At 59.6% G+C, this 14,630-nt stretch carries 14 protein-coding genes; 12 read left to right on the plus strand and 2 right to left on the minus strand.

The genetic code is table 11. From position 1 onward, the window contains the following. Positions 1-36: 36 nt before the first annotated feature. The 6 genes from IB248_RS01660 (at position 37) to IB248_RS01685 (ending at position 6,741) form a co-directional block, all read left to right on the plus strand. Positions 37-1,314 carry an ABC transporter substrate-binding protein gene (locus IB248_RS01660; RefSeq protein WP_018855536.1) on the plus strand — a complete coding sequence of 426 codons (1,278 nt, stop codon included), beginning with the start codon at positions 37-39 and terminating at the stop codon, positions 1,312-1,314. Positions 1,315-1,390: 76 nt separating this feature from the next. Beyond that, positions 1,391-2,251: a sugar ABC transporter permease gene (locus IB248_RS01665; protein WP_025658413.1), complete on the plus strand. Its 861-nt coding sequence runs from the start codon at positions 1,391-1,393 to the stop codon at positions 2,249-2,251. After that, positions 2,248-3,084, plus strand: coding sequence for a carbohydrate ABC transporter permease (locus IB248_RS01670; protein ID WP_062369415.1), 837 nt, complete (start codon positions 2,248-2,250; stop codon positions 3,082-3,084). Before IB248_RS01665 ends, IB248_RS01670 begins: the two co-directional genes overlap by 4 nt. 14 nt (positions 3,085-3,098) lie before the next feature. Continuing rightward, positions 3,099-4,184, plus strand: a complete 1,086-nt coding sequence (ugpC, locus tag IB248_RS01675; protein ID WP_169679925.1) for a sn-glycerol-3-phosphate ABC transporter ATP-binding protein UgpC — start codon at positions 3,099-3,101, stop codon at positions 4,182-4,184. 44 nt (positions 4,185-4,228) lie between these two features. Further along, positions 4,229-6,232, plus strand: a complete 2,004-nt coding sequence (locus IB248_RS01680) for an aldo/keto reductase (RefSeq protein WP_192240124.1) — start codon at positions 4,229-4,231, stop codon at positions 6,230-6,232. Positions 6,233-6,402: 170 nt separating this feature from the next. Next, complete coding sequence (locus tag IB248_RS01685; protein WP_192240125.1) at positions 6,403-6,741, plus strand: DUF2147 domain-containing protein; 339 nt, start codon at positions 6,403-6,405, stop codon at positions 6,739-6,741. A gap of 36 nt (positions 6,742-6,777) precedes the next feature. Here the strand turns inward: IB248_RS01685 and IB248_RS01690 are convergent, their stop codons facing one another. After that, positions 6,778-7,089 carry a hypothetical protein gene (locus IB248_RS01690; RefSeq protein WP_169679922.1) on the minus strand — a complete coding sequence of 104 codons (312 nt, stop codon included), beginning with the start codon at positions 7,087-7,089 and terminating at the stop codon, positions 6,778-6,780. Between the two features lie 441 nt (positions 7,090-7,530). Then, positions 7,531-8,682 (minus strand): alpha/beta fold hydrolase, encoded by a 1,152-nt coding sequence (locus tag IB248_RS01695; RefSeq protein WP_312867190.1) that lies wholly within the window; start codon positions 8,680-8,682, stop codon positions 7,531-7,533. 229 nt (positions 8,683-8,911) lie between these two features. Here IB248_RS01695 and IB248_RS01700 point away from each other — a divergent pair, with 229 nt between their 5' ends. The 6 genes from IB248_RS01700 (at position 8,912) to IB248_RS01725 (ending at position 14,628) form a co-directional block, all read left to right on the plus strand. Further along, positions 8,912-9,970, plus strand: a complete 1,059-nt coding sequence (locus IB248_RS01700) for an AI-2E family transporter (protein WP_192240126.1) — start codon at positions 8,912-8,914, stop codon at positions 9,968-9,970. A gap of 386 nt (positions 9,971-10,356) precedes the next feature. Next, positions 10,357-10,857 (plus strand): NADH-quinone oxidoreductase subunit J, encoded by a 501-nt coding sequence (locus IB248_RS01705; protein WP_192240127.1) that lies wholly within the window; start codon positions 10,357-10,359, stop codon positions 10,855-10,857. Continuing rightward, the gene (gene nuoK, locus IB248_RS01710; protein ID WP_018855546.1) at positions 10,857-11,159 is read left to right on the plus strand and encodes an NADH-quinone oxidoreductase subunit NuoK; all 303 of its coding nucleotides are present in this window, start codon (positions 10,857-10,859) and stop codon (positions 11,157-11,159) included. The genes IB248_RS01705 and nuoK overlap by 1 nt, the downstream gene beginning before the upstream one ends. A 4-nt stretch (positions 11,160-11,163) precedes the next feature. Then, positions 11,164-12,627 (plus strand): monovalent cation/H+ antiporter subunit D family protein, encoded by a 1,464-nt coding sequence (locus IB248_RS01715; RefSeq protein WP_192240128.1) that lies wholly within the window; start codon positions 11,164-11,166, stop codon positions 12,625-12,627. Continuing rightward, positions 12,624-12,878, plus strand: a complete 255-nt coding sequence (locus tag IB248_RS01720) for a hypothetical protein (protein ID WP_169679914.1) — start codon at positions 12,624-12,626, stop codon at positions 12,876-12,878. Before IB248_RS01715 ends, IB248_RS01720 begins: the two co-directional genes overlap by 4 nt. Next, entirely contained in the window at positions 12,871-14,628 is a 1,758-nt protein-coding gene (locus IB248_RS01725; protein WP_192240129.1) for a Na(+)/H(+) antiporter subunit D, read from the plus strand. Before IB248_RS01720 ends, IB248_RS01725 begins: the two co-directional genes overlap by 8 nt. Positions 14,629-14,630 lie beyond the last annotated feature (2 nt).

Raw genomic sequence — 14,630 nt, forward strand, 5'->3', positions numbered from 1 at the left:
CGCTAAGGGACGGCAATTGAAAAGGGAGGATTTTCAATGCGCTTCAAACTCATCGGTGCGACCGCTGCAGTCGCACTTCTTGCTTCCGGTTCTGCCTTTGCACAGCAGTCGGGCAATCTGACCATCTGGAGCTGGAACATCGCCGCATCGGCGCTGAAGTCCACGCTCGAAGGCTTCAACAAGCAGCATCCTGACATCAAGGTCACGGTCGAGGATCTCGGCAACCAGCAGGTCTTCGACAAGATGCTGGCAGCCTGCGCCGCCGGTGGCGAAGGACTGCCGGACATCGTCAGCGTGGAAAACTTCGAGGCGGAAATCTTCTGGAGCCGCTTCCCTGACTGCTTCGCCAATCTGAAAGAGCTGGGCTACACTCCCGAAATCCAGGCGAAATTCCCCGATTTCAAGCGCACGGAGCTTGAAGTCGGTGATGTCGCTTACGCCATGCCGTGGGATTCCGGTCCGGTCGCCGTTTTCTATCGCCGTGATTTCTATGAAAAGGCCGGCGTTGATCCGTCGACGATCAAGTCCTGGGACGATTTCATTGCGGCTGGCAAGAAGATCTCCGCGGCCAATCCGGGCGTCGTCATGGCGCAAGCCGACTTCAACGGCGACAGCGAATGGTTCCGGATGATTTCCAACGAGCAGGGCTGCGGCTATTTCTCGACGGACGGCCAGACGATTACCATCAATCAGCCGGCCTGCGTTGCGACACTCGAAAAAGTCAAGCAGATGAAGGACGCCGGAACGCTGACGGCGGCCATCTGGGACGAGAAGATCCAGGCCAATACCGCTGGCAAGGTGGCAAGCCAGATGTATGGCGGCTGGTATGAAGGCACCATTCGCTCCGGCTCGCCCGACCTTTCCGGCAAGTGGGGCGTCTACATGATGCCAAGCCTGACGCCCGATGGCCCGCATGCTGCGAATCTCGGCGGCTCGTCGCTTGCGATCGCTGCCAATTCCCAGAACAAGGAAGCAGCCTGGACCTACATCAACTACGCACTTGGCACCAATGAGGGCCAGGTGACGATGCTGAAATCCTTCGGCCTCGTCCCGTCGCTGTTGACCGCAGTCCAGGATCCGTTCGTCAACGAACCACAGGCCTACTGGCACGACCAGAAGGTATGGGCCGATATCCTTTCGACCCTGCCGAAGATCGTTCCAAGCCGCGGGACGCCGTTCCAGACGGATGCGGACTCGATCTACAGGGCAGCGCAGACCAAGTACTTCGCCGGCGGCTATCCTGATGCGAAGGCCGCGCTTGACGACGCCGCAAAACAGATCGCGACGGCGACCGGTCTTCCCCTTGCGAAATGAGTAACGGTGCCGGGCGTCGCTTGGCGCCCGGCCTCCATCCTCAGGGATGGCTCGTCTCGTCTGTGAGGAGAATAGAATGCCGATCCGGAACCGGAACGCCTACGCTTTTCTTGCGCCCTATCTCTTGGTATTTGCCACCTTCTGGATATGGCCGATCATCAGTTCGTTTCTGACCTCGTTTCAGAATACCCGTGTCAACCCCTGGAAATTCAGTCCCGGCGTTAACTGGGGTCGTCTCATTGGTGACCCTGCCTTTTACAACGCGCTCTACAACACGCTGATCATCCTGGTCATCCAGGTGCCGGTCATGATCACGATTGCGACCGTCATGGCTGTCCTGCTGAACTCCCCGCTTCTAAAGGCGCGGCCCCTGTTTCGCTTTGCGTTTTTCGCACCCGTCGTCGTCGGCGAAGTGGCCTATTCCGCAGTCTTCCGCCTGATGTTCAGCTTCGATTTCGGGATCATCAACAAGATCATCACCTTGGTTGGCCTTCCGGCGGTCTCCTGGTTCGACAATGCCAACGCCGCCATGGCCTTGATCATCATCGCGGTGACGTGGCGCTGGGCTGGCTATAACGCGATCATCATACTTGCCGGCCTGCAATCCATTCCAGACGACGTCTACGAGGCAGCAACGCTCGATCGCGTCAGCAAGACCCAGCAGTTCTTCCACATCACCCTGCCGCTCCTGAAACCGATCATCCTGTTTTGCGTCATCCTGTCGGTCATCGGCACGATGCAGCTCTTTACCGAGCCATTCTTGATCACCAATCGCGGCGGCCCGGGCGGTGGAACCGAAACGCTTGGCCTGCTGCTTTATCGCGAAGGTTTCCGCTCTCTCAATTTCGGATACGCCTCCGCTGTCGCCTACACGATGGCAGCTCTGGCGGTGGCGATTTCGCTGCTCAACCTCTGGATCGGAAGGGAACCCAAATGAGATCGAAGTCTCAATCCCTGCTGCTGCGACAGATCGCTCTTCATGCCGTCCTGACGCCGCTCGCCATCATCTGGCTGTTTCCGCTATGGATGATGTTCGTCTTCTCCACGATGTCGGATTTCGGCATCTTCAGCCCCGAGATTGTTCTCTGGCCGTCGACCAACTTCGTCGAGAACTTTAAAAACCTGCAGGCGGACACCGACTTCCTCCGCGCAATGTTCATCTCCATCGGCGTCGCGGCGATCTATACGTTCCTGTCGGTGCTTCTCACTTCGATGGCCGGCTGGGCGCTGGCGCGCTACCGCTTCGTCGGGCGGTCAATCGTGATTGGCATCATTCTTGGGACCATCACGCTGCCCTTTGCCGTCGTCGTCATCCCGCAGTTCATCATGGTGGCCCGCGAATTCAGGCTGGCGAACACGTGGATCGCGTTGATCGTCCCGCCGCTCTTCAATTCCCTCGGCGTTCTTTTCATGCGCCAGGCCTTTTCGATGATGCCCGGCGAACTCTTCGATGCAGCACGTGTCGAGGGCGTCAAGGAGTGGCAAATCTTCCTCCGCATCGCCCTGCCGCTTGCAAGGCCGACGATGGCCGCGCTGGCCATCATCCTCTTCCTGCACTCCTGGAACAACTACCTCTGGCCGCTCCTCATCAACTCCAAGCCCGGAATGATGACGGCGCCTGTGGCCCTTGGAACGCTGATCGGCCTGACCAAGGTGTCCTGGGGAGGCATCATGGCGGGTGCGATCATGCTGACAGCCCCGATCCTGGTCGTCTTTGTGTTCCTGCAACGCCACTTCATCGCCGGCATCGCGGCCGGCGCAGTCAAATAATCGGGGAACGCCTGATGTCGGAACTTTCGTTGAAAAATGTCGTCAAGCGCTTCGGCGCGCTGGAAATCATCCATGGCGCCAATCTTGAAGTGAAGGACGGCGAATTTGTCGTCTTCGTCGGCCCTTCCGGTTGCGGCAAGTCGACATTGCTTCGCATGATCGCGGGCCTTGAGGATATCACGGGCGGCGAGATCAATATCGGCGGCAAGGTCGTCAATGACGTCGAACCTGCCGAGCGCGGCATCGCCATGGTCTTCCAATCCTACGCGCTCTACCCGCACATGACTGTCGAGGAAAATCTGAGCTTCGGCCTGCGCATGAACGGCAACCCGAAGCAGGATACGGAAAAGCGCGTCAAGCACGCGGCCAACATCCTGCAGATCAACGAGTTGATGCAGCGACGGCCGAAGCAACTGTCCGGCGGCCAGCGCCAGCGCGTCGCCATCGGCCGTGCCATCGTGCGCGAACCGCAGGTCTTCCTGTTCGATGAACCGCTGTCGAACCTGGATGCCGAACTGCGGGTGCAGATGCGTGTCGAGATATCACGACTGCACAAGCAGCTCGGTACGACGATGATCTACGTTACCCACGACCAGACCGAAGCGATGACGCTCGCCGACAAGATCGTCGTCCTGCGGGCCGGCAAGATCGAGCAGGTGGGCGCGCCGCTCGACCTTTATGATGATCCCGCCAACCAGTTCGTTGCCGGCTTCGTCGGTTCGCCGAAAATGAACTTCCTCAAGGCCGAAATCCTGGAACGGAATGCTGCAGGCGTCACCGTTGCGGTCACCGGTGACAAGAATGTTCGTCTGACCATGCCGGTAACAGGCCCGCTCGAGGCTGGTCAGTCGGTAACGCTTGGGTTGCGCCCGGAGCACTTCGTCGACGCGGGGCAGGGCGATGCGGATCTTACCGTTACGATCGATGTCGCTGAACACCTCGGCAACACCAGTTACATCTATGCGACCACGGCGGCAGGCGAACAGCTGATCATCGAGCGTCCCGAATCGCGGGCGGCCGGCAATCGCAACACGCTGACTGTCGGTCTGAGCGCCAACCGCAGCTTCCTGTTCGACAGCGCCGGCAACCGCCTCCGGTGACTGCCACCTCATCCCAAGACCCATTCAATGAAAGAGGAATTCCCATGAGCACAGACCAACCGATCCGTTGGGGCATCATCGGCCCGGGTACGATCGCCCGCACCTTTGCGGACGGTATCGCCCATTCACGCACCGGAAAGCTCGTTGCCATCGCCACCCGCAATCCGGAAAAGCCGGGGCTTGCCGAAAACTTCCCAGGCGCCCGGATTGTCAAAGGCTATGACGCGCTTCTGACGGATGCAGAGATCGACGCGATCTATATCGCGACCCCTCATACCGGCCATGCTGAATGGGCGATCAAGGCGATCCGGGCAGGCAAGCACGTTCTCGTCGAGAAGCCAATTGCGCTTTCCGCATTCGATGCCGATGCGATCTATCATGAAGCCAAAAAGGCTGGCGTCTTCGCCGGGGAAGCCTTCATGTATCGGGTTCACCCGCAGACCGCCAAGATCGTCGAACTGGTCAAGAGCGGCGTCATTGGCACTGTACGGATCATCCGTTCGAGCTTTGGTTTCAACATGGGCTCGTTCAAACCCGAACATCGTCTCTTTTCCAATGATACCGCAGGTGGCGGCATCCTCGACGTTGGCGGCTATCCGGTCTCCATGGCGCGGTTGATTGCGGGTGCTGCCGAGGGCAAACCGTTCCTCGAACCGGACAAGGTCTCCGGTGTCGGTCATCTCGGTCAGTCGGGTGTCGATGAATGGGCCTCCGCGGTCCTGAAATTTCCGAACGGCGTTATCGCCGAAGTGTCCTGCTCCATCATGGCGCAACAGGACAACACGCTTCGCATCATCGGTTCGGAGGGTCGCATCGAGGTCAAGGACTTCTGGTTTGCCTCCGGTCACAAGGGCGGCGTCGGCCGGATCGAGATCTTCAAGGGCAGCGAGCAGCAGACCGTCGAGGTCAAGGAAGACCGCTGGCTCTATTCCTTTGAAGTAGACGCAGCCGGCGATGCAATCCGCGCCGGCGAAAAGGAATTCCGAGCACCCGGCATGGGCTGGAGCGATTCCATCGGAAACCTGCGCGTTCTCGATCAATGGCGCGCCTCGATTGGCCTGGAATATGGGGTCGAGAAGTCAGACAGGCGGACCACGAACCTTGCAGGCGGTGTCGTTCGGCGCGGCAGCAGTATTCCGCAGCGGCAGATCCCCGGCATTTCCAAGCCTGCTTCGGTCGTCACTCTCGGCTTCGAGTTCTTCCCGAATTTCGCTGCCGCGTCGCTGACCCTCGACGCCTTCTACGAGGCAGGCGGCAACGTCTTCGACACGGCCTTCGTCTATGGCGGCGGCAAGACGGAGGCCATCTTTGGTGACTGGCATACGAGCCGGAAAGTTCCGCGCGACGAGATCGTGCTGATCGGGAAGGGCGTTCATTCCCCACTCTGCTATCCCGATGTGATCGGCAAGCAGCTCGATCAGTCATTGAACCGACTGAAGACCGATTACGTCGACATCTACTTCATGCATCGCGACAACACCGATATTCCGGTCGGCGAGTTTGTCGATGCCATGGACGCGGAAGTCAGGCGCGGTCGGATCCGCGGCATCTTCGGCGGGTCGAACTGGACCCGGGAACGCATGGACGAAGCTGCAGCATATGCGGCCAAGAACGGCAAGATGGCGCCGGCTGCCCTATCCAACAACTTCTCGCTTGCCGAAATGCTTGATCCGATCTGGGCTGGATGCGTGGCGGCCTCCGACGACGACTGGAAGAAATGGCTGAACGCCAAGCAGATCCCGAACTTCGCCTGGTCGAGCCAGGGCCGCGGCTTCTTTACCGACCGTGCGGGCCGTGGCAAGCACGACGATGAAGAAATCGTCCGTTGCTGGTATTCGGATCGCAATTTCGACCGCCGGGACAAGGCCATCGAGCTGGCAGCCAAGCTCGGCCGCAGCCCGATCCATATCGCGCTCGCCTATGTGATCGCCCAGCCTTTCCCGGTCATTCCCCTGATCGGGCCGCGCACTATCGCCGAACTGGAAGACAGCCTCTCGGCGCTCGACATCAAGCTCACACCAGAACAGGTGAGGTGGCTGGAAGGCTGAGCCGACAGCAACAATCGCCCGGGTCTGCCTAACACCAGTCCCGGGCGCATGACCTGCCGAGACAGCATGGGGAGCACGCAGCGCTGGAGCGGGGCGCCATCGGGGCGTATAGTGGAACGCTTTAGGCCTCCCACGGCCTCACCCTGATTTCCAAAGAAGGGGAGCAAACCATGCTAAGGCTGGCACTGATCACCGCGCCAATGGCGCTCGTGGCCTTCACCGCTCTGGCTCAAGAGCCTGTTGTGGGTAACTGGAAGACACAAGTCGGCACCACCGCGACCATCGACGAATGCGCCCAAGGCTACTGCATTACCATGAAAACCGGCAATAATGCGGGAAGGCGCATAGGATCATTCAAAGGCAGCAACGGCAATTTCACCGGCAGCATCGTTGAGCCCGAGAGCAAGAAGACATTCACTGGCGTACTGACCCTGAGCGGCGACACCGTGCGTATGCGCGGCTGCACGATGAAGGTGATCTGCGTCTCGCTTATCTGGACGCGATTGTGATAGGCAATCCGAACTGATGCCGGCTCTCGTGAGCCGTCAGTTGTTTCGCCTCACCTCATCGATAACCTGCCGGTATTCCTCCGCGATCGAGATTGCCGCTTTTGCGACCAACGGATTGACCGATTTGCGATCAACAGCATCAGAGCAGGCCTCGAATACGCCGCGCAGCTCGCTCTCGATCCAGAAGAGTTCCGGGTAGTGCTCCACCAAAACCTGCGGGAGAAATTTTGCTTTCTCTCTCAAGGACTTGGAGCAGACCAGAATGTCCGGATCTGCAGTGGTCGCATCGAGAATCGCTGCTTCAAGCTGACCAGTGGCGCTGACGATATCGCTAACCAAAGCCGTCATTTTTCCCTCCTGACAAAGGAACCCCGGCAAGGGTCATGCATACGCCGTGCCAAACTGGTGAAGGGGGGCCTTGCGGCTGCAGAAAGACGCCTTGGCAGCGTTCGATGCCGAAGTGTTGATCTGACGTGCCGTTTACCCGATCCCGCCGCGAACTAGTTTCTGTCACAACTGGTGGCAGGCTACGTAGGGGTGGATGCAATGAAAACGCTTCGAAAAATGATGTGCCTGGGAATAGTGCTTGCCGTCGCGGGCGTCGCGACGGCGTGTTCGACGAGCTCCGAGGCTCCCAGAACGACGGGGTCGGTCGGGTATGGCGCTCACAATGCCGACTTTGCGCTGCGGCCAGCGTGCAGGGGCGGATTCGGCAACGATCGGCCCTGCAGTTACTGAAGCAAGCGAAGCTGGGGCAAAGCGTATCGCGCCGGCAATCCGGCACGATGGCTATTGGCTGGCGGCTGCCTGTGTGATCCCGCCCAGAATGCGGCTTGGCAGAAAAACGATCAGCGATGCAGCGCCTTCGATCACCGATGCGCCGTCGGCAAGCATTGTCTGCCCGGCCGGGGGCTCGTCATCTCTGATAAGACCACGCATCAAAGTATCGTTGTTGACCATGTCCATCAGCGTCGGTGAACTCGCAAAGACGCTGTGTGTGCCGCCATCAACAGCAGAGGCATCGATGACCGCGATCTCTCTCGCCTGAAGGACGGCGAGCTCGGAGCCACTGCCGACGCGAGGACGGCCGCCTGCCAATCGCCGGGAAAACCCGAGCGCGCGATCACGGCGCGAGACAATGATTGTAAACGGTCTCGGTATGTCACCAATGTCGTCAAGCTGGCTGAGGAACACGTCGACATCGATATCGGGCGCAGCAAGAACCACGCCACCCAGCCGCTTCAATGCACTGGTGCGCCCCCTGAGGGCGAGATCGCGCAGGGCCTCGGTGACGACATAGGCGCCCATGGAATGACCAACCAGGATTATTCTCTTCGCATTGGTTTCGGCTGCGATCTCGATTGTTTCGGCAAGGCCACGCCGGCCAACAAGGGCGCTGTCACGATCGAAGACGTAGAGCGGAATCGACGCGCCTGACGGCCAGGCGTAATGCAAAGAGACCGATTTGACATCGAAGTCGTAGCTGATCTGGGCGTTTCGAAAGACGCTGTCGGCGAAGTTGTTGTTGTAACCGTGGACGAAGATGAAGATCTCACGGTTTTCGGGCGCCTTCTGCGCCAGCGCCGCATTCAGCCGTCGGATGAAGTCCTCTCGCCCGGCAATTGGCTGATAGGTCCTTGCCGAAAAGTGTCTTCTCGGATCGGGGGTCCTGCCACTTTTCTCGACGCGGCCGGCGACATGGTTTTGCGGAATCCCAACGTCGATTTCTGCAAAATTCAATGTTTTCGACCGCTCAGCCGAGTATGGCAGGGAGAGATTATTGGATCGGGCGCGGTTGGTCGCGACATAGATCGGAACGATGGCTCGCGGTTCTGCGCCTGATGATGATGCGACGGGGAGGCCAAGGACCGCACGCGGTCCGCCACAACCGACGAGAGCCAACAGGATGACAACAATGACCGACAAACGGATTGAGGACACGGGCTCGACCTAATCTTCTGCCAAGCTTATCAAAAGGGTCAACAACAAAGACAAGCGGTCCGGTCGCTCCTGTGGCAACATGCATGAGCCGAAGCACGTCATTGTTCTAAGCTATCCGCAGCAGTTGCGGTAGATAAATTCCAGTTCTGCGCGAAGTATTCAATTTGCCGTCGAGCTCCGCTATCATCGGCCGGCATCCGGAAACTCTATCACTATTCAAGGGGCGAGCATGCAGGAAGCGGGCGGTGGTCGCATGATCGGTTCGATAGCAACCGGTATTTTGGTGCTTGCTTTGCTTTATGTCGCCCAATCGATCTTTGCGCCCCTGATCTTTTCGCTCTTTGTCATAGCCCTGGTCTGGCCATGCCAGGCCGCCCTGCAGCGCTGGCTTCCCAAGCTCGTCGCCCTCCTGATAACGCTGATCGTCACAATGACCGTTATCATCGCGATCGGGTCTGCGGTAGCGTGGGGGTTTGGCAAGCTCGCGCAATGGCTGTTCGTCAATGCTGACCGTTTCCAGGCGGTCTATGTCGACTGGACAAATTGGCTGGAAGAGCGGGGCCTTGCGGTCGCTGGTCCATTGGCCGACCGTTTCGACGTTGCCTGGCTGGTCGGTTTCGTGCAGGGGATGGCCGGCCGCTTGAACAGCTTCGCCGGCTTTGCGCTGCTGGTCTTCATCTTCGTCATGCTCGGCCTCCTCGAGGTCGAAGACTTTAAAAAACGCCTTGTCTCTCCCGATGCGCAACCTCACGGAATGCGTATCCTGACTGCCAATCGCGTGATTGGTGCCAAGCTGCGTCGCTTCATGACCGTGCGGACGTTTGCCAGTATCCTGACCGGACTGGTGGTCTGGCTGTTTGCGCTGGGTGCGGGGCTTGAACTTGCGACCGCTTGGGGCGCGATCGCATTCGCGCTCAACTACATCCCCTTCCTCGGACCGTTTGTCGCAACCGCGCTCCCAACGCTGTTTGCCATTGCCCAATTCGAGAAATGGCAATCCGTGGTCTTGATTTTCGCAAGTCTGAACGTGATCCAGTTCATCATCGGGAGCTATCTGGAGCCGCGTCTTACCGGTGCGTCGCTGGCAATATCTCCCTTCGCCGTCATTTTCGCAGTCTTCTTCTGGAGCTTCATGTGGGGCATCTCCGGTGCCTTCATCGGCGTGCCTATTCTGATCGCCTTCATCGTCTATTGCGCAGGCACGCCATCTGGAAAGTGGATCGCGACGCTGCTGTCGGGCGGTGCAAACGCCCACCCGGATCACGGCGTGATGAAGCAGGATCTGTAGCACGTCGAGTGCCTTCAGAGGCTCGCTGAGGTGCAACCGATATCGCGTTCGTCAAGCCTCAGATATGGGTTGCGTGAACCTCACCCAGCGATTGACCAGCTCCGATGATGTGCTTTCGGTTTTGAGCCAGCGGCAAGACGGAGTTTTCTGGCGCGTCGCAGCGACGCAGAGCGCGCCGGTGACGGAACCGGTGGCTCCCCGGCCAGTGGTTCTCTTGAGCATTGTTCGCCCTACGCGGGTTGGGCCCGAGTTTTCTGCCACCATGACAATAATCTTGTGAAAGATCCGAGACTAGGGCACAATTTATAAATGCACCTGAGGTGCGCAACTATCTCAAATCCGGCCATCTCGCGCTGGGTGACAGTTTGCGTGGGAGGGTCGCGTGGATGGGTCAGGGGTTTTTTCTTCTGTTCGCGACGGTGTGCGTGATTGCGGCTCTCATTGTGGTCGTGGCGCGCAATCCCGTTCATAGCGCATTGGCGTTGATGGCCTGCTTCCTGCAGATCTCGGCAATCTTCATCCTGCTTGACGCACCGTTGCCCGCCGTCATCCAGATATTCGTCTATGTCGGCGCGATCATGGTCCTCTTCCTGTTCGTGATCATGATGATCGATGTACGCGAAGCCGTGTTGCAGCGGTTCTTGCCGGGCCCCAACCTGCCCGCTCTTGTGCTCCTGGTCCTGCTTGGGATCGAGATGCTTGCGTTGGTGCTCTGGAGCAGCCGCTTTTCGGTTGCGTTGCCCCCCGCAATATCAAGCGACGACACGGTCAGGCAACTTAGCACAGCACTTTTCGCCGACTACCTGCTGCCGTTTGAAACAGCCTCCGTCATCCTGCTGGCCGCCCTGGTCGGCGCCATCGTGCTGGCGAGAAAGGACGAGCGATAATGGTTCCGCTCTCCTGGTTCATCCTGCTCGGAGTGGTCGTCTTCGTGATTGGGGCGGCCGGCGTCTTGCTGAGACGCAACATCCTGGTCGTGCTGATGTCGCTGGAACTGCTGCTCAACTCGGTCAACATCAACTTCATCGCATTTGGGCGCCAGCATGGCGATTTCCGCGGCCAGGTCTTCGCGATTTTCGTCATCGCGATCACCGCGGCGGAAGTTGCAGTCGCCCTTGGCATCCTGGTCGCCTTTGTGAGGAACAAATCCACTCTCAAGGTCGACGATGTGACGATGATGAAAGGATAGCGGTTTGGACCCGGTGACATCGATCCGGCCGCTGCTTGCCATCGCCATACCAGGTCTGGCGGCCCTTGCGATTATCCTTTTGAACAACCGCGAGAAATTCCGCGACGCCGTCTCGCCGATCGCGGCGGTCGCCATGTTTACGATTGTCGCCTCGATGGCGCCAACAGTGCTTTCCGGCGGGACAATCGACTTGCGCCTGTTCGAGATCCTGCCGGGGATTGACTTTGCCTTCCGGGTCGACGCGCTCGGCATGGTGTTTGCCACCGTCTCATCGCTGTTATGGATCGCGGCGGCGATCTATTCCATCGGCTACATGCGACATTTGAAGGAGCACGCGCAGACCCGGTTCTTCGCCTGCTTCGCCAGCAGCCTTGCGGCCGCCGCCGGCGGCGCTTTCGCGGCCAATCTGTTCACACTGGTGATCTTTTACGAGGTGCTCAGCCTCGTTACCTACCCGCTCGTCTATCACCACGAGGACGAAGCGGCATGGACTGGCAGCCGCAAATACCTCGTCTATCTGATGGGCGCCTCGAAGAGCGCACTTCTGGCCGCTCTGGCGCTGACCTACTCGATTGCGGGATCGCTCGACTTTGTGGCGGGTGGTCTGCTGGCGGGGGTTAATGCTACTGCAGCGCTGCTGACGGTGGTCTACTTCTGCTATCTCTTCGGCTTCGCCAAGGCTGCGGTTATGCCGATGCACGCCTGGCTGCCAGCCGCGATGGTGGCGCCGACACCTGTCAGCGCGCTCCTGCATGCCGTGGCCGTCGTCAAGATGGGCGTCTTTTGCGTATTGCGGGTGGTTTTTCACGTCTTCGGCACCGGGCTGATGGGCAGTCTGCATCTCGGCATCGCCACGGCGTATCTGGTCTCGTTCACGATCCTGATGGCGTCTGTCTACGCGCTCACGCGGGACGACCTGAAGGCGAGGCTCGCCTATTCGACGGTCAGCCAGCTCTCCTATATCGTGCTCGGCGCGGTTCTGCTGTCGCCGGTCGCCATGGTCGGCGGCATCATCCACATTGCGGCGCACGCCTTCTCCAAGATCACCCTGTTTTTCTGCGCCGGGTCGATCTATTGCGCGTCGGGGAAGCGCAACATCAGCGACATGGCCGGGATCGGCCGCCGGCTGCCCTGGACGATGGGAGCGTTCTTCGTCGGGTCGCTGAGCATGATCGGGGTGCCCCCGACCGCGGGTTTCGTCAGCAAATGGTATCTGACGCTGGGCTCTATGCAGGCGGGAGATGTTGCCTTCCTGATCGTGCTTTTGGTGAGTTCGGTTCTGAACGCCGCCTATTTCCTGCCAGTGACCTATCTCGCCTTCTTCAGGACGGAGGCGGAGGGGAGCCCGGAAACGGTCCGGGAAATTCCGATGATGACGATCCCGTTGGTCGCAACCGCGATCCTGTCTGTCTCGATGGGCGTCTTTCCCAACTATTTCCTCGCTCTGGCGGAAGGAGTTGTCAGATGATCAAGCGCGTGATCGATTTCTTTGGCGAGGAGAGATATGCCAGCCAGCGACGCCGGCTGTTCTACATTGCGCTTGTTCTGATCGTCATCGCGGACTTTCTGGTCCCGCGCGAACACGCAGAATACCTCTGGGACCGCCTGCCGGGCTGGTCGGCCGTCTACGGATTCGTATCCTGTGTACTGCTGATCTTCGTTTCCAAGTTCCTCGGCCATCAGGGGGGGCTCATGCGGCGCGAGGACTATTATGATTGACTTCGCCCATCCCGCCCTGCTGTTCGTTCTTGGTGCCGCGCCGATCCCTTTCCTTAAGGATCCGATCCGCAGGATCTATCTGGTGCTGGTCCCGCTGCTGGGCCTGCTTGCAGTGGTCACAATGCAGCCGGGCAGCTATGGGGCGACGCAGTTCCTGGGGCAGGACATCCTGATTGCCAGGGTCGACAAGCTCAGCATCGTCTTCGCCACCGTTTTTGCGATCATGGCTCTGATCGGAACGGTCTACGCCCTGCACCTGTCTCACCCCGGCCAGCACGTCGCGGCGTTCGTCTACGTCGGAAGCTCGCTTGGCGTGGTGTTTGCCGGCGACTACCTGACCCTCTACCTGTTCTGGGAAATCATGGCGTTTGCTTCGGCCTATCTGGTCTTCGCACAGGGCGGTCAGCGAGCCATCGGCGCCGGTTTCCGGTACCTCATGGTCCATGTCACGGGGGGCGTCGTCCTGCTTGGCGGTATCATTCTCCATGGACATTCAACAGGATCGCTCCTCTTCGGACCGATCGGGGAAATGAGCACCGGGACTTACCTGATCCTTGCAGGGTTTCTGCTCAACGCTGCCGTACCGCCGCTCAACGCCTGGCTGACAGACGCCTATCCCGAGGCGACCGTGACGGGAGCGGTGTTCATGAGCGCCTTCACCACGAAGACCGCGGTCTATGTGCTCGCCCGTGCCTTTCCAGGAACCGAGCTTCTTGTCTGGCTTGGCACCGCGATGGCGCTTTACGGCGTCGTCTATGCGGTCCTGGAAAACGACTGCCGGCGCCTGCTGGCCTATCACATCGTCAGTCAAGTGGGCTACATGGTAGCCGGCATCGGGATCGGAACCGAGATGGCGGTTAACGGGGCCACAAGTCATGCCTTCGCGCACATCCTCTACAAGTCCCTACTGTTCATGGGCGCCGGGGCGGTGATCTATGTTACGGGCAGGCGCAAGCTGACCGAACTCGGCGGGCTCTACAAGAGCATGCCGGTAACCGTTGCACTCTACATGATCGGTGCTTTCGCGATCTCGGCATTTCCATTCTTCTCGGGCTTCGTGACCAAGTCGATGGTGATTGCCGCTGCGGGCGAGGATCATCGGGCGCTCGTGGTGCTGGCCCTGACCATGGCGTCCTCCGGCACTTTCCTGCACACCGGGCTCAAGCTTCCCTATTACATGTTTTTCGGTACGGACCGGAAGCTTCAGGCGCGGGAACCGCCAGCAAACATGCTGGTCGCAATGGCCATGGCGGCGGTGCTCTGCATCGCGATCGGGGTTTTTCCGCAGCCGCTCTATGCGCTCCTGCCATATCCGGTCGACTTCGAACCCTATACGGGCTCCCATGTCACCGAGAGCCTCGGCATACTGATGTTTACCGCCCTGGGTTTTATACTGTTCCTCAGGGCGCTCGACCCCGAGAATACGATCAGCCTCGACACCGACTGGTTCTATCGCAAGGGCGCGCGGGCATTCATGTGGTTCGCCGAAAAGCCGCTCGCGCGCTACGAGCAGGCGGTGAGCAACGCGTCGGAGACAGCAGCGCTGCCTCTTCTCAATCGCGCGGCACGGGCAGGACTGCGGATCGATCTTGTCGGCGTGGACGGCGTCGTGAACGGCGTCGCCCACTCGATCCTGCGCGGTGGCGGGGCGCTGCGGCGGCTCCAGACGGGCGTCGTGACCCATTACGCACTGGCGATGATTGTCGGTGTGATCGCAGCCACCGTCATTCTCGCCGTGGCGTGGCGGTAGGG

This window comes from Rhizobium sp. RHZ01 (assembly GCF_014851595.1).
Taxonomy (GTDB): domain Bacteria; phylum Pseudomonadota; class Alphaproteobacteria; order Rhizobiales; family Rhizobiaceae; genus Rhizobium; species Rhizobium altiplani.